Genomic DNA, 21,092 nt, shown 5'->3' with positions numbered 1-21,092 from the left:
GTTCGCGCCCCTGGTCCCACCCCGCGTCCGTTTCCGATCCCCCCTCGGCCTGGGCTCCGGTACCGCCCAGTAGGTACCCTGCAACGCATGCGTGCACTTCTCGTGGTCAATCCGGCGGCAACCACCACGAGTGCGCGTACGCGCGACGTGCTGATCCACGCGCTCGCCAGTGAGATGAAACTGGAGGCGGTGACCACGGAGTACCGGGGGCACGCACGGGACCTGGGCCGGCAGGCGGCGGAGAGCGACGACATCGATCTGGTGGTGGCCCTCGGCGGTGACGGCACGGTCAACGAGGTCGTCAACGGCCTGCTGCACGCCGGCCCCGACCCGGAGCGCCTGCCCGGCCTCGCCGTGGTCCCCGGCGGCTCCACCAATGTCTTCGCCCGCGCCCTGGGTCTGCCCAACCAGCCCGTGGAGGCCACCGGCGCCCTGCTGGACGCGCTGCGCGAGAGCCGCGAGCGCACCGTCGGTCTGGGGCTGACGTCGGGCACGCCGGGGACGGACGACGAGGCCGTGCCGCCCCGCTGGTTCACCTTCAACGCGGGACTGGGCTTCGACGCCGGGGTGGTCGGCCGAGTGGAACAGCACCGTGAGCGAGGCAAGAAGTCCACTCACGCGCTGTACATGCGTCAGGTGGTGCGCCAGTTGCTCGGAGAGCCGCGCCGCCGACACGGGGCGATAACGCTGGAGCAGCCGGGCGAGGAGCCGGTCACCGATCTGCTGCTCTCCATAGTGTCCAACGCCTCCCCGTGGACGTTTCTCGGCAATCGCCCGATCTACGCGTCACCTAAGGCCTCGTTCGATACCGGCCTCGACATCTTCGGTCTGAAGCGGCTGTCCACCGCCGCCGTTGCCCGGTATGGCACCCAGTTGCTCACTTCGTCCCCCGAGCGCGGACCCCGGGGCAGACATGTGGTCGCCGGACACGATCTCACCCAGTTCACCTTGCATTCGAAGGTGCCACTGCCCCTCCAGATGGACGGTGACCACCTCGGACTGCGCACCAGCGTGACGTTCACAGGCGTTCGCCGTGCACTGCGTGTGATTGTGTGAGCGGAAAAGGCTAAAGTCCTTTCACTCGAACGTTTAGGCCAGGATCCACCCCATGGAAGTACGGCTGTGACCTAGTCGACACCGATGAATCAAAAAAAACTTCCCGGAAGGGGTTGTATCCGCCGCCGAGGTTTGCGAGTCTCTACATGGCGATCGGGACGGCCCGCAGCATCGGCCTCCACAGACCGCCGGAACCCCCCTTCGTACCCAAGGACCACGCCAGGGAACCTGGCGTTCGGCCCTTCACTTGTTGGGGGATTCGTGAAAGCGTTCACATTCACAAGCCATCGTGTAGTTCACACCAAGGAGAGGTAGCAGCCATGGACTGGCGTCACAACGCCGTTTGCCGCGAGGAAGACCCCGAGCTGTTCTTCCCCATCGGCAACACCGGTCCTGCGCTGCTGCAGATCGAGGAAGCCAAGGCCGTCTGCCGTCGCTGCCCGGTCATCGAGAGCTGCCTGCAGTGGGCACTCGAGTCCGGTCAGGACAGCGGCGTCTGGGGTGGTCTCAGCGAGGACGAGCGCCGCGCAATGAAGCGCCGCGCCGCCCGCAACCGGGCCCGTCAGGCATCCGCCTGACAACCCACCCCTGCTGACAGCCTGAGCTTGGCGGCGCGTACAGCGCGTACGCAACTCCCGCCCCCGAGCCGCAGCACGCAGTTCCCCCGATGCTCCCCCGAGTTCTCGACTCACCTCGAGCCGGAGGGGAACGCCATCGCACAGACGAAGAGCCCCGGACCGTTTCCCGGTCCGGGGCTCTTCGCTTGTCGCTCCGCGTCACTTGTCCATGTCCACCGGGATGTCCAGGACCACCCGGGTGCCCCCTTCCGGGGCCGGGACCATGTCGAAGGTGCCGCTCAACTCGCCCTCGACCAGGGTGCGCACGATGTGCAGGCCCAGGTTGCCCGCGGTGTGCGGGTCGAAGCCCTCGGGCAGGCCGACGCCGTCGTCCTGGACGGTGACCAGCAGGCGGGTCTCCTTCGTGGTGCCACCGCGGACCGCGGTCACCTCGACCGTGCCGGTCTCCCCCTCACGGAAGCCGTGCTCCAGGGCGTTCTGCAGCACCTCCGTCAGCACCATCGACAGCGGGGTGGCGACCTCGGCGTCGAGTATGCCGAAGCGGCCGGCGCGCCGGCCGGTGACCTTGCCCGGGGAGATCTCGGCGACCATCGCCAGGACCCGGTCGGCGATCTCGTCGAACTCCACGCGCTCGTCCAGGTTCTGAGAAAGCGTCTCGTGCACGATCGCGATGGACCCGACCCGGCGCACCGCTTCCTCCAGCGCCGCGCGGCCGCGCTCGGAACCGATCCGCCGGGCCTGGAGGCGCAGCAGCGCCGCCACCGTCTGGAGGTTGTTCTTCACCCGGTGGTGGATTTCCCGGATGGTCGCGTCCTTGGTGATCAGCTCGCGTTCGCGACGGCGAAGTTCGGTGACGTCCCGGAGCAGGACCAGTGAACCGATCCGGGTTCCCTTCGGTTTGAGCGGGATCGCCCGGAACTGGATCACCCCGCCGGTCGCCTCGATCTCGAACTCGCGCGGCGCCCAGCCACTGGCGACCTTGGCGAGCGCTTCGTCCACCGGCCCGCGGGAAGGGGCCAGTTCGGCGGTGGTCCGGCCGAGATGGTGGCCGACCAGGTCGGCCGCGAGGCCCAAGCGGTGGTAGGCGGACAGGGCGTTCGGGGAGGCGTACTGGACGATGCCCTCGGCGTCGAGCCGGATCAGCCCGTCGCCCACCCGGGGCAGGGCACCCATGTCGAGTTGGCGGTCCGCGAACGGAAAGGCTCCGGTGGCGATCATCTGCGCGAGGTCGGAGGCGCTCTGCAGGTAGGTGAGCTCCAGTCGGCTGGGGGTGCGCACCGTGAGGAGGTTGGTGTTGCGGGCGATGACGCCGAGAACGCGGCCTTCACGCCGTACGGGGATGGACTCGACGCGGACCGGAACCTCCTCGCGCCACTCCGGGTCGCCCTCCCGCACGATCCGTCCCTCGTCCAGGGCCGCGTCCAGCATCGGCCGGCGACCGCGCGGGACGAGATGGCCGATCATGTCGTCCTGGTGCGAGGTCGGGCCGGTGTTGGGCCGCATCTGGGCGACGGAGACATAACGGGTGCCGTCCCGGGTGGGGACCCACAGGACCAGGTCGGCGAAGGACAGGTCGGAGAGCAGCTGCCACTCCGAGACCAGCAGATGCAGCCACTCGAGGTCGGTTTCGTCGAGCGCCGTGTGCTGGAGTACGAGTTCGTTCATGGAGGGCACGTCAGCGAGCGTACCGGGGCGTCGCACCCTCCCCCGGAAACACCCGCGGGCCGCGGCGCCTGAGAGGGACCCTCAGCCCTCCCGGCACCGCAGCCCGGAGCGACATCGGCCGTGGGGTGTGCGGTCCCGGTCGGCCGAGGGGTGAGGAACCGGGGCAGTCAGGGCAGAGAGCTCCGGGTCCTCGGTCCGCCTTCCTGTGCGGGGAAGGCAGGCTGGTGTGTACTGGTACGCATTGTGGACTAGACCACTATCCGTGTCCATGTGCTGGAGACTGTTCGCTGTTGTCTTTCTCCGCGTCGGCTTCTCCTGCCGACTTCTCACATCGACTTCCTGCGTCAACTTTCAGCGTTGACTTTCAGTGTTGACTTTCAGCGTCGCGTTTTCCATGATCGCGCGGAGACGGGTCCACGGTCGTCCACCGTGCAGCCTATCCCGCGGGGGCGCGGTACGGGACCGGAAGCGCATGGTGATTTCGGCGAGTGGGCCGCAACCGTCCCGTCCTGGGATGCTGGGGTGGGGCCGAGGGCCCGGCATCCGCGGCCTCGGCCCGGGGCGGAACCCCGGTTCTGTTAAATTTATATTGGTCTAAACCATACGACTCGCCCGCCCCGTCCGGGGCCGGTCACCAGTCGAGTCCCCTCTCAGATCGGCAGGCTCAGCGTGGAAGTTGTCATCGTTCCGGACGCCGAGGCCGGCGGCGAACTCATCGCCGGGGCCATGGCGCAACTCCTGCGGCGCAGGCCCGACGCCCTGCTCGGCGTGGCCACCGGCTCCACGCCGCTGCCCGTCTACCAGGCGCTGGCCGCCCAGGTGCGCTCCGGTGCCGTGGACACCTCCCGGGCGAGGATCGCCCAGCTCGACGAGTATGTGGGGCTGCCCGCCGATCACCCCGAGTCCTACCGTTCGGTGATCCGGCGCGAGGTGCTGGAGCCGCTCGGGATCGGGATGGACGCCTTCATGGGCCCCGACGGCTCGGCCGAGGACGTGCAGACCGCGTGCGAGGCGTACGAAAAGGCGCTGAGCGAGGCCGGCGGCATCGACCTGCAGCTGCTCGGCATCGGGACGGACGGGCACATCGGGTTCAACGAGCCGTGCTCCTCACTCGTCTCGCGCACCCGGATCAAGACGCTGACCGAGCAGACCCGGGCGGACAACGCGCGCTTCTTCGCGGGCGACGTCGACCAGGTCCCGCACCACGTCATCACCCAGGGCATCGGCACCATCCTGGAGGCCCGCCACCTGGTGCTGCTCGCCACCGGAGAGGGCAAGGCGGACGCGATCGCCGCGACCGTCGAGGGTCCGTTGGCCGCCGTGTGCCCGGCGTCCGCGCTGCAGCTCCACCCGCACGCCACGGTCGTCGTCGACGAGGCCGCCGCCGGCAAGCTCAAGTTCGCCGACTACTTCCGGCACGCCTACGTGAACAAGCCGGACTGGCAGGGGATCTGACCGAAGGCCTCAAAGGCAGTGCGGGCGTCGTGGGCACCGGGTGCCCACGGGCCCGCCCCCGGTGGACTAGACCAGCCCCCGCCCCAGGGGTATACAGAGGGGATCACGGAGCGTGCGGGGAACCTCCCCGCCCACAGCCGTGCCACGATGTGAGCCGGGGCCGATGGGGTGTCGGTCGTTCGGCACTCGGAGCCGGGAAGGCAGAGCATGAGCACCGACGTCAACAGCACGGAGAGCGAGGGCGGAACCACGGTCCGTACGGCCCGCGTGCCCAAGTACTACCGGTTGAAGAAGCACCTGCTGGACATGACCGAGACGGCTCCGCCCGGCACACCGGTCCCGCCCGAGCGCACCCTGGCGGCGGAGTTCGACACCTCGCGCACCACCGTGCGCCAGGCGCTCCAGGAGCTGGTGGTCGAGGGCCGCCTGGAGCGCATCCAGGGCAAGGGCACCTTCGTCGCCAAGCCCAAGGTCTCGCAGGCGCTGCAGCTCACCTCGTACACCGAGGACATGCGCGCCCAGGGCCTGGAGCCCACCTCCCAGCTGCTGGACGTCGGCTACATCACCGCCGACGACGGGCTCGCCGAACTGCTCGACATCACCCCCGGCGGACGGGTGCTGCGCATCGAGCGGCTGCGCATGGCCAACGGCGAGCCGATGGCCATCGAGACCACCCACCTGAGCGCGAAGCGCTTCCCGGCGCTGCGCCGCAGCCTCGTCAAGTACACCTCCCTCTACACCGCCCTCGCCGAGGTGTACGACGTCCACCTGGCGGAGGCCGAGGAGACCATCGAAACCTCGCTGGCCACCCCGCGCGAGGCCGGCCTGCTCGGCACCGATGTGGGACTGCCGATGCTGATGCTCTCCCGGCACTCCCGGGACCGGGACGGGCAGCCGGTGGAGTGGGTGCGGTCGGTGTACCGGGGCGACCGGTACAAGTTCGTCGCCCGTCTGAAGCGCCCGCAGGACTGAGTCCGGAGGGATTGGCGGGGGTTTCACCGGAGATTCCACCGCTGTCCGGACGAGGTTCCGTGGAGTTTAAGTACGCAATCCCCGCGAGGGGTTCCGCCCCGGTCCACCGCGATCTAGATTTCCTGCGCGTCAAACAGGCGATCAGCGAGGGGACGGAACCGTTCTATGTCGCAAGCCCCGGAAACCAGCAGACGGCCGGTGGTGACGCCAATGCGCGTCGTCATCGCCGTCTGCCTCCTGGCACCGTTAGTGGCCCTGATGTGGGTCGGCTCGTACGCGAAGACCGACCCCGTCCTCATCGGCATCCCGTTCTTCTACTGGTACCAGATGCTGTGGGTGCCGGTCTCCGCCTCACTGACGATGACCGCGTACAAGCTGTGGCAGCGTGACCAGCGCGCCCGCGCGGCCGCGAAGGACGGTGCGCAGCGGTGAACGACGGCGTGAACGGCGTGGCACTCGCCGTCTTCATTTTCTTCTTCGTCCTCGTCACGGTGATGGGCTTTCTGGCCGCCCGCTGGCGCAAGGCCGCGAACGAGCACAGCCTCGACGAATGGGGCCTGGGCGGGCGGTCGTTCGGCACCTGGGTCACCTGGTTCCTGCTCGGCGGCGACCTGTACACGGCGTACACCTTCGTGGCCGTACCGGCGGCGATCTACGCGGCCGGCGCGGCGGGCTTCTTCGCGGTGCCGTACACGATCCTCGTGTACCCGCTGATCTTCACCTTCCTGCCCCGGCTGTGGTCGGTTTCGCACAAGCACGGCTATGTGACGACGTCCGACTTCGTGCGCGGCCGGTTCGGCTCCAAGGGGCTGTCGCTGGCGGTGGCGGTCACCGGCATCCTGGCGACGATGCCGTACATCGCGCTCCAACTGGTCGGTATCCAGGCAGTGCTGGACGTGATGGGGGTCGGCGGCGGGGAGAGCACCCACTGGTTCGTCAAGGACCTGCCGCTGCTGATCGCCTTCGGCGTGCTGGCCGCGTACACGTACTCGTCGGGTCTGCGGGCCCCCGCGCTGATCGCGTTCGTGAAGGACACGCTGATCTACCTCGTGATCGCGGTGGCGATCATCTACATCCCGATCAAGCTGGGCGGCTTCGACGTCATCTTCGCCAGGGCGAGCGAGGCGTACAGCGAGACCAACCCGGCCACGGGCGCGCCGCGCGGTTCGCTGGTGCCGGGCGAGGCGGGGCAGTGGACTTACGCCACTCTGGCGCTGGGCTCGGCGCTCGCGCTGTTCATGTACCCGCACTCGATCACCGCGACGCTGTCCTCGCGCAGCCGTGAGGTGATCCGCCGCAACACCACGATCCTGCCGCTGTACTCGCTGATGCTGGGCCTGCTGGCACTGCTCGGCTTCATGGCGATCGCGGCCGGGGTCGAGGTCAGCAACGGGCAGCTGGCGATCCCGCAGTTGTTCGAGAACATGTTCCCGGACTGGTTCGCCGGTGTGGCCTTCGCGGCGATCGGCATCGGTGCGCTGGTGCCGGCGGCGATCATGTCGATCGCGGCCGCGAACCTGTTCACCCGCAACATCTACAAGGACTTCCTCAAGCCCGACGCGACACCGGCACAGGAGACCCAGGTCTCCAAGGTGGTCTCGCTGCTGGTGAAGGTGGGTGCGCTGGCCTTCGTCCTCACCATGGACAAGACGGTCGCCATCAACTTCCAGCTCCTTGGCGGCATCTGGATCCTGCAGACCTTCCCCGCCCTGGTGGGAGGCCTGTTCACCCGCTGGTTCCACCGCTGGGCGCTGCTCGGCGGCTGGGCGGTCGGCATGGTCTACGGCACGGTCGCGGCGTACGGGGTGGCCTCGCCGACGCAGAAGCACTTCGGCGGGTCCGCGAAGGAGATCCCGGGGATCGGCGAGATCGGCTACATCGGTCTCACCGCCTTCGTGCTCAATGTCGTGGTCACGGTCGTGCTGACCTTCGTCATGAGGTCGCTCAAGGCGCCCGAGGGCATCGACCAGACCAGGCCGGAGGACTACACGGCGGACGCGGGCGACCCGGGCGTCAAGGTGGAGCTCCCGCCGGCCACGGCCGGCAGCTCCCACTGACGCCCCGGGCACATCGGGTGACGGGCCGCCGGAGAAATCCGGCGGCCCGTTGTCGTATCCGTCCGGCACACTCGCACCATGGACATCGTCATCCGGCCGGTGGAGCCCGGCGAGTACGCGGAACTGGGTGAGATCACCGCGCAGGCCTACCTGCTGGACGGGCTGCTGGACTTCGGGGAGAGCGACGCGTACCTCGGCCGGCTCCGGGACGTGGCGGGGCGGGCGGCGGCGGCCGAGGTGCTGGTCGCCGTGGAGCGGGGGACGGTGCTGGGCGGGGTGACCTTCGTGCCGGGCCCCGGTCCGATGGCCGACATAGCGGGGCCGGATGATGCGGAGATCCGGATGCTGGCGGTCGCCCGCGCGGGCCGGGGCCGGGGCGCCGGGGAGGCCCTGGTGCGCGCCTGCGTCGACCGGGCACGGGCGGTCGAGGGGTGCCGGCGGATCGTGCTGTCGACCCAGCGCACCATGCGCTCCGCCCACCGCGTCTACGAACGGCTGGGTTTCACCCGCACCCCTGAGCGCGACTGGAACCCGCTGCCGGACCTGGACGACATCATGCTGCTCACCTACGAGCTGACGCTCTGACATCACCGCGCTCCAGCACCACCCTGACACAAGATATGGGCCTGCTGGCGACAGACGGCACAAGATGTATGCTCATGCTTGCTGTCGCCGCAGGGGAATCCGGTGTGAATCCGGAACTGTCCCGCAACGGTGTACTTGTGCGTGTCCGCGTTTCCCGCGTGCCCGCACGGGCTTCAGTCCGAGGACCTGCCGACAGTGCGCCCGGCCGTCCGGTCCGGGTGCCTGACGTCCGGGCCTCGTGGAATGGGCCGGTGGGCGCGAGGCGCGTGCGCGCGCCCGTGTGCTGCCCCCTGCCCTCGACGAGGCCCCGTGCCGAGCGAGGGAGAGCCCCACGTGACCATCGCGCCAGCCGATCCTGCTTCAGCGGTCGACGTGACCGACGTGAGCGACGGCCCCGGTGCCGCGCTGCTGCGGACCCTGACCGAGCTGACCGCCGATCTCCCCGACGCCGACCCCGGCCGGGTCGCCGCCGCCGCGCTGCGCGGCCGGTCCGCCCATGCGGACGAGACCGAGCTGCGGGAGCTGGCCACCGAGGCGGCGGCCGGGCTCATCTCCGAGGACCCCGCCTACTCCCGGCTCGCCGCACGACTGCTGACGCTCGGCATCCGTGCCGAGGCCGCCTCGCAGGGTGTCACGTCGTTCACCTCCTCGGTCTCGACGGGACACCGCGAGGGCCTCGTCGCGGACCGGACCGCCGAGTTCGTCCTGCTGCACGCGGCCCGTCTCGACGCGCTGATCGACCCCGACGCGGACGACCGTTTCGGCTACTTCGGCCTGCGCACCCTGCACAGCCGCTACCTGCTGCGGCATCCGGTCACCCGCAAGGTCGTCGAGACGCCGCAGCACTTCCTGCTGCGGGTCGCCGCCGGTCTCGCCGAGGACGACAGCGCCCGCTCGGTGGACGAGGTCGCCGCGCTGTACGGCCTGATGAGCCGTCTGGAGTACCTTCCCTCCTCCCCCACCCTGTTCAACTCCGGTACCCGGCACCCCCAGATGTCGTCCTGCTACCTCCTGGACTCCCCCAAGGACGAGCTGGACTCCCTCTACGACCGCTACCACCAGGTGGCCCGCCTCTCCAAGCACGCCGGCGGCATCGGTCTGGCCTACTCCCGCGTCCGCTCCCGCGGTTCGCTGATCCGCGGCACCAACGGGCACTCCAACGGCATCGTCCCGTTCCTGAAGACACTGGACGCCTCGGTCGCCGCCGTGAACCAGGGCGGCCGGCGCAAGGGCGCGGCGGCGGTCTACCTGGAGACCTGGCACGCGGACGTCGAGGAGTTCCTGGAGCTGCGCGACAACACCGGTGAGGACGCCCGCCGTACGCACAACCTGAACCTCGCGCACTGGGTGCCGGACGAGTTCATGCGCCGGGTGAACGCCGACGCGCCGTGGTCGCTGTTCTCCCCGTCCGACGTCCCGGACCTGGTCGACCTGTGGGGCGAGGAGTTCGACGCGGCCTACCGGGCCGCCGAGGCGGCGGGTCTGGCGACGAGGACGCTCCCCGCGCGGGAGCTGTACGGGCGCATGATGCGCACCCTCGCCCAGACCGGCAACGGCTGGATGACCTTCAAGGACGCCGCCAACCGCACCGCCAACCAGACCGCCGAGCCGGGCCACGTCGTCCACTCGTCCAACCTGTGCACGGAGATCCTCGAGGTCACCAGTGACGGGGAGACGGCGGTCTGCAACCTGGGGTCGGTCAACCTCGGCGCGTTCGTCGACCGGGCCAGCGGCGGCCTCGACTGGGAGCGGCTGGACACCACCGTCCGCACCGCCGTCACCTTCCTGGACCGGGTCGTCGACATCAACTTCTACCCGACCGAGCAGGCGCGCCGTTCCAACGCCCGCTGGCGCCCGGTGGGGCTGGGCGTGATGGGCCTCCAGGACGTCTTCTTCCAGCTCCGGCTGCCCTTCGACTCCCCCGGGGCGAAGGCCCTCTCGACCCGTATCGCCGAGCGGATCATGCTCGCCGCGTACGAGACGTCCGCCGACCTCGCCGAGTCCCACGGCCCCCTGCCGGCCTGGGAGAAGACGCGTACGGCCCGGGGCGTCCTGCACCCCGACCACTACGGCGTGGAGGCGACCTGGCCCGAGCGGTGGGCCGCGCTGCGCGAGCGCATGGGCCGGGCCGGCCTGCGCAACTCGCTGCTCCTGGCGATCGCGCCGACCGCCACCATCGCGTCGATCGCGGGCGTGTACGAGTGCATCGAGCCGCAGGTGTCCAACCTGTTCAAGCGCGAGACGCTGTCCGGCGAGTTCCTCCAGGTCAACTCGTACCTGGTGAACGACCTGAAGCGGCTGGGCGTCTGGGACGCGCGGACCCGTGAGGCGCTGCGCGAGGCAAGCGGCTCGGTGCAGGACCTCACCTGGATCCCCGAGGAGGTGCGCGGGCTGTACCGCACCGCGTGGGAGATCCCGCAGCGTTGTCTGATCGACATGGCCGCCGACCGCACCCCGTTCCTGGACCAGTCGCAGTCGCTGAACCTGTTCATGGAGACGCCGACCATCGGCAAGCTCTCCTCGATGTACGCCTACGCCTGGAAGCGGGGTCTGAAGACCACGTACTACCTGCGCTCGCGCCCCGCGACCCGCATCGCCCGCGCGGCCCAGGGCCAGGCACAGGCGCACGCCCCCGTTCCCGCCCCCGTCCAGCAGTCGGCGCCCGACCCCGAAGCGGTCGCCTGCTCCCTTGAGAACCCCGAGTCCTGCGAGGCCTGCCAGTGATGTCCGCCACCACCTCGACCACCGCCACCACCGCCCGAGTCCAGAACCTCCTCGACCCGGGCTTCGAACTCACCCTGCGCCCCATGCGCTACCCCGACTTCTACGAGCGCTACCGGGACGCCATCAAGAACACCTGGCACGTGGAGGAGGTCGACCTTCACTCGGACGTCGCCGACCTGGCGAAGCTCAGTCCGGAGGAGCAGCACCTGATCGGGCGGCTGGTGGCCTTCTTCGCCACCGGCGACTCGATCGTGGCCAACAACCTGGTGCTCACGCTCTACAAGCACATCAACTCCCCGGAGGCGCGGCTGTATCTGTCGCGGCAGCTGTTCGAGGAGGCGGTGCACGTCCAGTTCTATCTGACCCTGCTGGACACCTATCTGCCCGCTCCGGAGGACCGCGCCGCCGCCTTCGCCGCGGTGGAGAACATCCCCTCCATCCGCGAGAAGGCCGAGTTCTGCTTCAAGTGGATGGACTCGGTGGAGAAGCTCGACCGGCTGGAGACGCGGGCCGACCGCCGTCGTTTCCTGCTCAACCTGATCTGCTTCGCCGCGTGCATCGAGGGTCTGTTCTTCTACGGGGCGTTCGCCTACGTCTACTGGTTCCGCAGCCGGGGCCTGCTGCACGGTCTCGCGACGGGCACCAACTGGGTGTTCCGGGACGAGACGATGCACATGTCCTTCGCCTTCGACGTGGTCGACACCGTGCGCAAGGAGGAGCCGGAGCTGTTCGACGACCGGCTTCAGCAGGAGGTGACGGACATGCTGCGCGAGGCGGTCGAGGCGGAGCTGCAGTTCGGGCGCGACCTGTGCGGTGACGGGCTGCCGGGCATGAACACCGAGTCGATGCGGCAGTACCTGGAGTGCGTCGCCGACCAGCGCCTCGTCCGTCTGGGCTTCGCGCCGGTGTACGGATCGGACAACCCGTTCTCCTTCATGGAGTTGCAGGGCGTCCAGGAGCTCACGAACTTCTTCGAGCGGCGTCCGTCCGCGTACCAGGTCGCCGTGGAGGGCACGGTCGACCTGGACGAGGACTTCTAGGAGGGCCCGCAGGACCTGGGGCTTCGTCCGGGATCCGCCGGGGTGCCGCCCGTCTCACGCCGCGCATGCGGTGTGCTGCGAGGCGGCACTCCGCGCGGGGCCGTGCGCGGTGCTCCCCGCCGGCCGGGACGGCCCGGCGGCCGTGCGCCGCCACGCGGCAGCCGCACGTCCCGCTGCGTCCCGTTCGGCTGCGGCGCTGTCGGCCTCGGCCTGCCTCAGCTGCCGGTCCGTCCTCCGGTCGCGCGCGATGCCGACGACGGCGGGGAGAACCATCAGGGCGAGCAGTCCGAGGACGAACAGCGTTCCGATCAGTGCTTCCATCTGCGTCGTATCCATGTACATCACTGTCGCGCCGGACACTCCTTGCCAACCAGTGGCAGAACTGCCGCACCCCCTCGATTTACTGCCACCGGCGAGGCACACTGGAGCCATGCTCCGCAACGTGGCCGTCGTCCTGCTCGACGGCGTGAACCCCTTCGAACTCGGCGTCGTCTGCGAGGTCTTCGGCGTCGACCGCAGCGATGAAGGCCTGCCCGTCTACGATTTCGCGGTCGCCTCGGCCGAAGGCCCCGCCCTGCGCAGCGACACGGGATTCTCGCTCCAGGTCGAGCACGGCCTGGAGCGCCTGGAGGCGGCGGACCTCATCGCCGTACCCGCCGGGTCGTGCTACGAGACACGGGACTTCCCGCCCGAGCTGCTGGACGCGCTGCGCCGGGGTGTGGCCCGGGGCGCCCGGGTACTCAGCGTCTGCTCCGGCGTGTTCGTGCTCGCCGCCGCCGGCCTCCTCGACGGCCGGCGCGCCGCCGCCCACTGGCGCCATGCGGATGCGCTGGCCAGGAGGCATCCCCACCTGACCGTCGAGCCGGATGTGCTCTACGTCGACGAGGACCCGGTGATCACCTCAGCGGGCAGCTCCGCCGGTATCGACGCCTGTCTGCATCTCGTGCGCAAGGAACAGGGCTCCGCCGTCGCCAACCGGATCGCGCGGCGCATGGTGGTGCCCCCGCACCGCGAGGGGGGCCAGGTCCAGTACATCGAGCGACCCTTGCCGCGGTCCGGGGGCGTCACCGTCTCCGAGGTGCTGAGGTGGATGGAGCGCCATCTGGACGAGGAGGTCACGGTCGAGCAGCTCGCGGCCCGCGCCCACATGTCCCCCCGCACCTTCGCCCGCCGCTTCCAGCAGGAGACCGGCACCACGCCGTACCGCTGGATCCTGCGCCAGCGGGTCCTGCTCGCCCAGCAGTTGCTGGAGGGGACGGACGAGACGGTGGACGCGATCGCGAGCCGTACGGGCTTCGGCAACTCGGCCGCGCTGCGTCACCACTTCATGCGCACCGTGGGCACGACCCCGAACGCCTACCGGCGGACGTTCCGCGGCCCCGAGGCCGCCTGAACGCCCGCCGGACGGGACGGTTCAGCGCGCGACCGGCCTCAGCAGCAGCCGGTTCGGCCGCAGGGTGATGCCGACGCAGGTGGCGTCGTCGGAGCCGGCCACGTGCTCGAAGCGGTACCTCGTCGCCAGCGCCGCGGTGATCAGCGTCAGCATGGCCATGGAGAAGTGGTCGCTCGGGCACTTGCGGTTGCCCAGACTGAAGGGACGCATGGCGTACTTCGGAATGTCCTTCGAGCGTTCCGGGAGCCACCGGTCCGGGTCGAACTCCAGGTTGCGCTCGTACGACTTCGGATCGCGCTGGATCGCGTACGGGCTGTAGATGATGTCCGCCCCGGCCGGAATGCGATAGCCACCGAGTTCCTTTTCGGCGACCGCCCGGCGCGTCAATATCCAGACGGCGGGCCGCAAACGCATGACCTCGACGACGACATTGTTGGTGTGGGTGAGCTTGCGGACGTCCTCGAATGCCACCGGACGCCCACCGGTGACGTCGAGAACTTCGTTTCGCACCCTGTCCCCGTGTTCCGGATGCGCGGCGAGCTCCTGAAGCAGCCACATGATCGTGGAGGCGATCGTCTCACTGCCGGGGGTGAGTATCGCGACCACCTGGTCGTGGATCTCCTGTTCCCCGATCGGGTCGCCGTCGTCGTCCTTCGCCGTCAGCAATGCCGTCAGCAAATCGTCCGGCTTTTGACCGGACGCACGGCGCTCGGCGACGATCTCGTCGACCACGCGGTGCAAATCGGCCAGAGCCCGGTTGAATTCGCGATTGGCCGGCAGCGGCAGCCTGTACAGCGGGCCGAGCGGCACCACCATCCGCCGGTACATGCCGCGGAAGACGGTGGCGAGCGCGGCGCACAGCCGCTCCGCCCGCTCGTCCATGTACTCACCGCGCAGCAGACAGCGCGCCGCGACGCGCACGGCGATCCGGAACGACTCGGAGATGCAGTCGACCGTCTCCCCCGAGGCCCAGCGTTCGGTCAGCGCGTGTGCCTCCTCCTCCATGATCGGGCCGTAGGCGGGGATGGCGTCGAGCTTGAAGGCGGGCTGGATGGTGCGCCGCTGACGCCGGTGCAGCGGGCCGTTGGCCGTGGCCACGCCCTCCTTGCCGAGCAGGCCCTCCAGGGACTCCCACAGGGGGCCGGAGATGATGTAGTCGGGATCGAGCGCCAGCGCCCCGGTGAGGGCGGGCGTGGTGACGGCGTACACCGTCTTGGGGCCGAGCTTCAGACGCACGATGTCGCCGTGGTCGCGCAGCTGGGCCATGAAGGCCAGTGGATCGCGGACCAGCTTGAGGCCGTGGCCCAGGCCGGGAACTCCGCCACCGGCCACCGGAGGCTCGCGCGGTTCGGTCGCCGCGGACGCGTCGGACGCGTCGGACGCGTCGGGCTTCACCGACTCGACGGTCATTTCCCACCTGCCGCTTCGTTGTTGACGTACGGGGGCGTGGAGCGGTCGTCCCAGCTGTCGACCATGTACCGGCCGGACTCGTGGTGGAACCAGTAGACGGAACTGAACCAGTTCCGCATGTTTCCGAGGCAGACCCGCACGGCGGCCCCCAGTTCCTTTCCTCCCACCGTTCCGTCGTCGAGGCTGTCGGCGAACTTCAGGGCGCCCTGTTCGGCTTCCAGGAATTCCGTGATGCATTCCTCGACGCGGCGCCGCACATCGACAACCGCCTCTTCGAGGGTCAGCCCTTCGTGGGTGATGAGACTGATTCCGAGATTGTGCACCTCATGACCCGCTATTTCCTTCGGGAGCGAGCAGAGGTCGTTGTACCAGGCGGCGAATTCCTGACTGAGCAGGGCCGCCTTCCGATAGGACGGGTTCTTCCGTACGGCGTCCGGGAGTTCACAGCCCGCACTCGGTTCCAGGAGGTCGGTCCAGATCCAGTGCGCGAAGGTGAGCCGACGCAGCTCGAGGTACTCCTCGACGGTGGGGACGATTCCCTCCGTCCGGTTGTGGAACTCCCGGTCGTACGCCTCGATCACCGTGTGGAAGTGCCGGGCGAACCGGGCGTTCCAGGTGTCCGGAAGGAACGAGTACAGCCGCCGCACACTGTCCGCGAGCCCGGCCACCAGTGAATCCTCGTGGCGCAGGTGGTCCGTGGGGCTGTCGAGAGCCGTGTGCAGCAGCTCCTTCAGCCGCCGCCAGGCGGCGGGCCGGCCGTGCACGATGTCGCGGTCGTGACGGTCGTCCCAGACGAAGAACCACGCGCTGTAGTCCGCTATCGCCTGCAGGACCTCGTCGGCGGCGTCCGTGTAGTAGCCCGCCATGAGGTCCGTGTAGCACAGGCCATCGGCATATTCCGCCACCTTGTCGGGCGGCATCAGCCGCTTTTCGAGCAGCCACGCACGGGTTTCCTGCTGGAGCTTCGGCCAATACGGATGGAGTTGCCGGGGAAACGCCGCCTCGATCACCGGGAGAGACAGCGTCTGCGGTACCGCGACGGTGGTCGTTTTCGATGTGGTGCCGTGTGACAAAGCATGCACGAACAATCCCCTCTCGGCCGCCAGTTGTCATGCGCCCGGTCCTCTCCGCCGGGCGTGCGCCGGTGCGTATCCACACCTCCATTCAGCACCACAACTGACCTCCCTGGGAACGTATTTGCTTCATTCGCTACCCCGCGATGCCGAGATTCTCCCCTTGTGTGGCTGATATCAGGATTGATGACCCGTCGAGGGGTCGAACATATGACGGAAAGGCGAACGGCGTCCGGTCCGGAAGGGAATCCGGACCGGACGCCGTGCACAGGGAGGTTCTGTGCCCCGGGGGGACCTGAGCGGCGGCAGGGGCCACTGGGCTCCCAGGGGGAGCGAAGGTTCCCGGCGGTCAGTCGTTGGCGACCACGGGGTAGCGCGGCTCGTTCTCGGCCATCTGCCGCAGCGCGTCCTTGCGTTCCCGCTTGGACAGCCGGTCGATGTAGAGGTAGCCGTAGAGGTGGTCGGTCTCATGCTGCAAACACCGTGCGAAGTAGCCGGTGCCGCGCACCTTGACCGGGTTGCCCTGCTCGTCCTGACCGGTCACCTCGGCGTAGTCGGGCCGGGCCAGCGGAGCGTACGCGGTGGGTACCGACAGGCAGCCCTCGTTGGTGTCGTCCAGCCGGCGCATCTCGGCGGGCAGTTCGACCAGCTTGGGATTGCAGACCACCCCGGCGTGACGCACACCGTCGTCGTCCGGGCAGTCGTAGACGAAGACCTTCAGGTCGACGCCGATCTGGTTGGCGGCCAGCCCCACGCCCTCCGCGGTGCGCTGGCTGGCGAACATGTCCGCGACCAACTGCTGGAGTTCGGGGCCGAAGTCGGTGACGTCCCTGCACTCCTTGTGCAGCACCGGGTTGCCGACCACGGTGATCGGTCGCGAGGTGCCTCGCTCGACCCAGGCGGCCTCGCGCTCGGCGCAGTCCTCCGTGTCGATGACGTACCCCTCGTCGTCGACGGGGAGCACGCCCGCGTGCTGCTGATCGGTGTCCTGCTGAGCCATGACCGACGTACGCCTTCCTGGAAAACATGGGGGGTGATGCTGATACAGGGTACGGTGGCCGGCCGCCCCGTCGGCCCCGGTCCCCGACGTGGTCCGCGCCCGGCACACGGCCCCGGCAGCCGGCCTAGCAAACCTCTTCCAGGTCCCGCCAGTCGCGTGAGTCCGGGCTGTCCGCGACCCAACCGTCCAGCAGGCCGCGGACCAGCGAGGCGGGCGCGGCGAGCCCGCACTCCCGCTCCGGCACCCACAGCTGCCCGTCGGTGCGGTGACCGAGCGGCCCGGGGTGCCCGGGCTCACTGTGGTCGTGCGGATCGAGGTGCTCACCCTCGCCCTCGTCGGAGGGCATCCGGGACTCAGAACACATCCGGCACAGCAGCCGCACCGAGGACGACCAGTCCTCGGCGGCGAACCCCGCGTCCGCGGCCAGCTGCTCCAGGGCGTCCCGGTCGGCCTCGCCGGCGGCCTCCAGCAGGACCACCCAGGTCGGCACGGGTGAGGGCGCCCACAGCTCGATCTCGTCGAACACCGGGTAGGTGTGCCCGGCGACCGTGCTCCGCTCTCCGTGCGGCACCCCGTCGTGCAGGACGACCTCGCCCCAGCGGCGGCCGGAGGACGGCAGCGGAATGGACAGCACCTCGATCCGCGCGGGGTCCAGCCGCCGCCCCCAGACGACCTCGGCCTCCCCCTCAGGGGACAGCCGCACGGCCGCGCTGCCCAGGTCCATGCCGAGCGGCTCACCCGAGCCGGTGGGACTCCCGGGCACCCGGAGCCCGTAGGCCTGCCAGGCGCGACGGGCCAGCGGCCAGTCCTGCAGGGCGGTGGCGGCGATGCCGACGTTCCACCAGTCGGGTGCCCCGGTGTCCCGGTCGAGCAGCGCGACGGCCCTGAGGCCCGCCGCCCGTGCCTGCTCCCAGTCGTGCCGGAACTTGTGCAGCAGCGCGAGGTTGAACCAGGACTCCGACAGCCAGGGTTCCAGATCGGCGGCCCGGGTCAGCAGCGCGCCCGCGTCCTCGTACCGACCGTCGCCGATGAGTGTGAACGCGCGGTCCGTGGCCTGCCGCCAGGAGGCGGAGGGCCGGTTCCGTCCCTTGCCGAAGATCCTCACGATTCCCGCCTGCCAGTTCCGTTCGGTGGGCGGCCTAGCCCCCCGGACACCGTCTCCTTCGCATCCAACCACGTACGGCCGGAACGGCGCTCATTACCCATGGGTTACCCAGCCCCGGGCCGGGTAAGACCGTCCCGTTCGCGGCTCTCGGCACGCTCGGCGCCCGTCCTCACACCCCGGCGCCGCCCCCCGTGCCGATGTCCTCATGTCGCATACCGCTCTCCGTGCTCCTGGGGATCCCGGGTTTCCCTTGCTTCCCCTGTTTCCCTGGTTTGCCCGGTTTGCCCGGTTTCCCGGGACAGCACCCGGGCCAGCGATTCGACGACCTGGGGCGCGTACTCCCCGGCACCCAGCCGCAGTTCCTCCAGTGCCGTGAGCGGCCCGCCGGGCCCTCCTGCCCGGGACTTCTCGTCGTACGCGTTCACCACCCGGACGATCCGCGCGGCCAGCGGCTGCTCCCGGTGGGGGTCGGCCTGCCGCTCCACGATCCCCGCCACCCGCGGGTCCACCCCGGTCTGGCGGACCACCGCGCCGCCGAGGAGGGCGATCCGCCGCTGTTCCGGGGCGGGCAGGGCGGCGGTGGCGCCCACGGGCACCGGGTCCACGAGGCTGAGCTGGCCGATGTCGTGCATCAGGGCGGCGTACTCCAGCACCGTCAGGTCGGGTTCGGTCAGCCCCAGGTCCCGGCCCACCGACTGGCTGAGTTCGGCGACCCTGCGAGCGTGCCCGGCCGGGGTGCAGCCGGCGATCTCGGTGGCCCGCGCGAGGGAGGTGATGGTCTGCCGGTAGGTCGCCCGGACGGCGGCGTACCGCCGGTAGGACAGCTGTGCGAGCAGCAACGGCACGGACAGGAGGGGCAGCGCCCACAGTCCCACGACCGCGACGCCGAGTGCCATCACCGCGCCCGTCGCGACGACGGCGGCCCCGATGCCGGGCAGGGCCCGCAGTTCGTCGCGCAGCACCGGCGGGAAGGGCCAGCCGGTGCGGGAGTGGGCCAGCGCGGCGGCGAGCACGGCGTCGCAGAGCGTGGACAGGGACAGCAGGGCGAGCAGCAGCAGCGCGTGGGCGGAGCCGCCCCAGTCGTCGAACGTCCCGCGGCCGTAGAGGGGCTGGAAGCACGCGGCGACGAACCCGACGGTGAGCGTCCGGCGGGCCAGGTGGTCGCGGGCGGGCCCGGGGCCGCGCCCGACGTGCGGGACGCTGCCGAGCAGGGAGCCGGCGAGGACCACGGTGACGATCTGGGCCGCGTCGTGGTGGGTGTGCCTCCCACCGGCCTCACCGAGCAGCGCGTACGCCAGTGCCCCGGCGGCGGCGAGCGGTGCGGCCTGACGGATGTGCGGCCCGTTGTGCCGGGTGAGTTCGCCGACGGCGACGAGCACCCCGAAGGCGAGGGCGATGCCGCGTTCCGCGACCCCGTTCCACAGGGTGGCGCCGAGACAGCCGCCGGCGAGCACGGCGGCGCATGCGTGCACGAGGGTGTGCAGCCGGAGGCTCATCGGCGGGCCCGGGGCTGATCGGCGACGGGTCCGGCGTCGTCGGGAGCGAGGTCGGGGACCGGCGCGGGGGCGGACGGACCGGGGGGCCGGACGTCCTCGGCCGTCACCGTGGGATGCCAGCCTGCCCGGCCGATCGCCCGTACCAGCGCTTCCACCATGCGCGGGTCGAAGTGGGCGCCCGCACACCGTTGGAGCTCCTCCAGCGCCACGGGCACCGGCCGGGCCCTGCTGTAGGACCGGGTGGAGGTCATCGCGTCGAAGGCGTCGGCGACGGCCACCACCCGCGCGGACTCCGGGATCTGAACGCCCGCCAGCCCGTAGGGGTAGCCGCTGCCGTCCAGCCGCTCGTGATGGTGCAGCACCGCCGCGCGGGCCTCGCCCAGGAAGGAGATCCCCCGCACCATCTCGTGCCCGTACTCGGGGTGCAGTTCGATCACCCGCCGCTCCTCGGGGGTCAGCGGTCCGTTCTTGGTGAGCAGCCGGGTGGGCACACCGAGCTTGCCGACATCGTGCAGGATGCCCGCGAAGCGCAGCACCTCGGTCCGTTCGTCGTCCATGCCGAGCTCACGCGCGATCATCGTGGAGGCCTGCCCGACCCGCTCGCTGTGCCCGCGCGTGTACCCGTCCTTGATGTCGACGGCCTGCACGAGCGCGCGGATCGTCGCCTGGTGGGCGGCCCGCTCCCGGTGGTACTGGGCGAACGCCCACCACGAGACGCACATCGGCAGCAGTACGAGCAGCGCGGCCACCGGCCCGTAGGGGCTGCGCCACAGCAGGGCCATCATCAGTCCGGCGAGCCCGTGCACGGTGACCGGCGCGAGTGACCGCAGGAACAGCCGCCGCCAGGTGGCCGGCCGGGAGGCCGGGCTCCCACGCCAGAGCGGCACACCGGCCGTGAGCGCCACGATGCCGTGGTCCAGCAGGGTGAGGAGCAGGCAGAACACCAGCACCGAGGCGCCGACCGCACCCAGCGCCGCCGGCACGTCCCCGGCCGCGACCGCGTCCCGGCCGCCTGCCGCCTGGTGTGCCCGACTCGCGGCCCACACGGCGAGCGTCAACTGACCGGTCCGCCAGACCCGCCGCGCGAGGAACGGCCGCTGCTCCACCGGAGTGAGCAGCGCGCCGGGCAGCGCGACCAGCGCGGCAGCGGACGGCGGCAGCAGGAAGGCCGCGGCCAGCAGCACGGGGTGGAAGGTGCCGCCCGGATTCGGGACACCGAGGTGCCGGGACCGGACGAGGCACTCACAGCACGCGTACAGCACGGCGAGCGAGGCGAGCTCACGCCAGGGAACGTGCGGCATCTGCAGACCGTGCACGATCTGCGCGACATGCGGCGGCAGCAGACAGAGCAGGGCCGCCACGGCGACACCGGCCACACACACGCGGGCCCGCGTCGGTAACGCCTCCATGAGCCCCTCCCCCCGACCGTGCCTGCCGCGCTCGACGGCCTGCCGTCTGTCAGGTTCTGGAGCCTAAGGGGGTG

General features: G+C 70.1%; 18 protein-coding genes and 1 riboswitch. Of the genes, 10 read left to right on the top strand and 8 right to left on the bottom strand.

Going from position 1 to position 21,092, the window contains the following annotated elements:
* The first annotated feature begins 87 nt into the window (after positions 1–87).
* Together ACVW19_RS22780 and ACVW19_RS22775 are read left to right on the top strand one after the other, a co-directional pair.
* Entirely contained in the window at positions 88–1,056 is a 969-nt protein-coding gene (locus tag ACVW19_RS22780; protein ID WP_457461316.1) for a diacylglycerol/lipid kinase family protein, read from the top strand.
* Between the two features lie 320 nt (positions 1,057–1,376).
* The gene (locus ACVW19_RS22775; protein WP_030219886.1) at positions 1,377–1,634 is read left to right on the top strand and encodes a WhiB family transcriptional regulator; all 258 of its coding nucleotides are present in this window, start codon (positions 1,377–1,379) and stop codon (positions 1,632–1,634) included.
* A gap of 198 nt (positions 1,635–1,832) precedes the next feature.
* On the opposite strand, the gene ACVW19_RS22770 is transcribed toward ACVW19_RS22775, so the two are convergent.
* The gene (locus ACVW19_RS22770; RefSeq protein ID WP_457464737.1) at positions 1,833–3,299 is read right to left on the bottom strand and encodes a sensor histidine kinase; all 1,467 of its coding nucleotides are present in this window, start codon (positions 3,297–3,299) and stop codon (positions 1,833–1,835) included.
* A 669-nt stretch (positions 3,300–3,968) separates the two neighbouring features.
* Here ACVW19_RS22770 and nagB point away from each other — a divergent pair.
* The 7 genes from nagB to ACVW19_RS22735 all read left to right on the top strand — a co-directional run bounded on the left by nagB (position 3,969) and on the right by ACVW19_RS22735 (position 12,132).
* On the top strand, positions 3,969–4,754 hold the full coding sequence (nagB, locus tag ACVW19_RS22765; protein ID WP_457461315.1) for a glucosamine-6-phosphate deaminase: 786 nt from the start codon (positions 3,969–3,971) through the stop codon (positions 4,752–4,754).
* A gap of 207 nt (positions 4,755–4,961) precedes the next feature.
* Complete coding sequence (locus ACVW19_RS22760; protein ID WP_457461314.1) at positions 4,962–5,726, top strand: GntR family transcriptional regulator; 765 nt, start codon at positions 4,962–4,964, stop codon at positions 5,724–5,726.
* Positions 5,727–5,891: 165 nt separating this feature from the next.
* Entirely contained in the window at positions 5,892–6,158 is a 267-nt protein-coding gene (locus ACVW19_RS22755; RefSeq protein WP_457461312.1) for a DUF3311 domain-containing protein, read from the top strand.
* On the top strand, positions 6,155–7,783 hold the full coding sequence (mctP, locus tag ACVW19_RS22750) for a monocarboxylate uptake permease MctP (protein ID WP_457461311.1): 1,629 nt from the start codon (positions 6,155–6,157) through the stop codon (positions 7,781–7,783). The genes ACVW19_RS22755 and mctP overlap by 4 nt, the downstream gene beginning before the upstream one ends.
* A gap of 78 nt (positions 7,784–7,861) precedes the next feature.
* Positions 7,862–8,368 carry a GNAT family N-acetyltransferase gene (locus ACVW19_RS22745; protein WP_457461309.1) on the top strand — a complete coding sequence of 169 codons (507 nt, stop codon included), beginning with the start codon at positions 7,862–7,864 and terminating at the stop codon, positions 8,366–8,368.
* A 68-nt stretch (positions 8,369–8,436) separates the two neighbouring features.
* Positions 8,437–8,576, top strand: a riboswitch (cobalamin riboswitch).
* A gap of 125 nt (positions 8,577–8,701) precedes the next feature.
* Entirely contained in the window at positions 8,702–11,092 is a 2,391-nt protein-coding gene (locus ACVW19_RS22740) for a ribonucleoside-diphosphate reductase subunit alpha (RefSeq protein WP_457461307.1), read from the top strand.
* The gene (locus ACVW19_RS22735) at positions 11,092–12,132 is read left to right on the top strand and encodes a ribonucleotide-diphosphate reductase subunit beta (protein ID WP_457461305.1); all 1,041 of its coding nucleotides are present in this window, start codon (positions 11,092–11,094) and stop codon (positions 12,130–12,132) included. The genes ACVW19_RS22740 and ACVW19_RS22735 overlap by 1 nt, the downstream gene beginning before the upstream one ends.
* Before the next feature lie 54 nt (positions 12,133–12,186).
* Here ACVW19_RS22735 and ACVW19_RS22730 read toward each other — a convergent pair whose 3' ends face one another.
* Positions 12,187–12,468, bottom strand: coding sequence for a hypothetical protein (locus ACVW19_RS22730; RefSeq protein WP_457461303.1), 282 nt, complete (start codon positions 12,466–12,468; stop codon positions 12,187–12,189).
* Between the two features lie 94 nt (positions 12,469–12,562).
* Here ACVW19_RS22730 and ACVW19_RS22725 point away from each other — a divergent pair, with 94 nt between their 5' ends.
* Positions 12,563–13,525, top strand: coding sequence for a helix-turn-helix domain-containing protein (locus tag ACVW19_RS22725; protein ID WP_457461301.1), 963 nt, complete (start codon positions 12,563–12,565; stop codon positions 13,523–13,525).
* A gap of 21 nt (positions 13,526–13,546) precedes the next feature.
* Here the strand turns inward: ACVW19_RS22725 and ACVW19_RS22720 are convergent, their stop codons facing one another.
* From ACVW19_RS22720 to ACVW19_RS22695, 6 genes are all read right to left on the bottom strand, one after another.
* Positions 13,547–14,935, bottom strand: coding sequence for a bifunctional albaflavenone monooxygenase/terpene synthase (locus ACVW19_RS22720; protein WP_457461299.1), 1,389 nt, complete (start codon positions 14,933–14,935; stop codon positions 13,547–13,549).
* Entirely contained in the window at positions 14,932–16,017 is a 1,086-nt protein-coding gene (gene cyc1, locus ACVW19_RS22715; RefSeq protein ID WP_457461297.1) for an epi-isozizaene synthase, read from the bottom strand. Before cyc1 ends, ACVW19_RS22720 begins: the two co-directional genes overlap by 4 nt.
* A 340-nt stretch (positions 16,018–16,357) precedes the next feature.
* The gene (gene def / locus ACVW19_RS22710; RefSeq protein ID WP_457461295.1) at positions 16,358–17,008 is read right to left on the bottom strand and encodes a peptide deformylase; all 651 of its coding nucleotides are present in this window, start codon (positions 17,006–17,008) and stop codon (positions 16,358–16,360) included.
* Positions 17,009–17,132: 124 nt separating this feature from the next.
* Complete coding sequence (locus ACVW19_RS22705) at positions 17,133–18,113, bottom strand: tetratricopeptide repeat protein (RefSeq protein ID WP_109376934.1); 981 nt, start codon at positions 18,111–18,113, stop codon at positions 17,133–17,135.
* Positions 18,114–18,316: 203 nt separating this feature from the next.
* Positions 18,317–19,609: an HD-GYP domain-containing protein gene (locus ACVW19_RS22700; protein ID WP_457461294.1), complete on the bottom strand. Its 1,293-nt coding sequence runs from the start codon at positions 19,607–19,609 to the stop codon at positions 18,317–18,319.
* On the bottom strand, positions 19,606–21,018 hold the full coding sequence (locus tag ACVW19_RS22695; protein WP_457461293.1) for an HD-GYP domain-containing protein: 1,413 nt from the start codon (positions 21,016–21,018) through the stop codon (positions 19,606–19,608). Before ACVW19_RS22695 ends, ACVW19_RS22700 begins: the two co-directional genes overlap by 4 nt.
* Between the last annotated feature and the right edge of the window lie 74 nt (positions 21,019–21,092).

This window comes from Streptomyces sp. TE5632, assembly GCF_054061295.1.
Note: the sequence above shows the minus strand (reverse complement) of the source record. Positions and strands in the feature narration are given on the sequence as shown.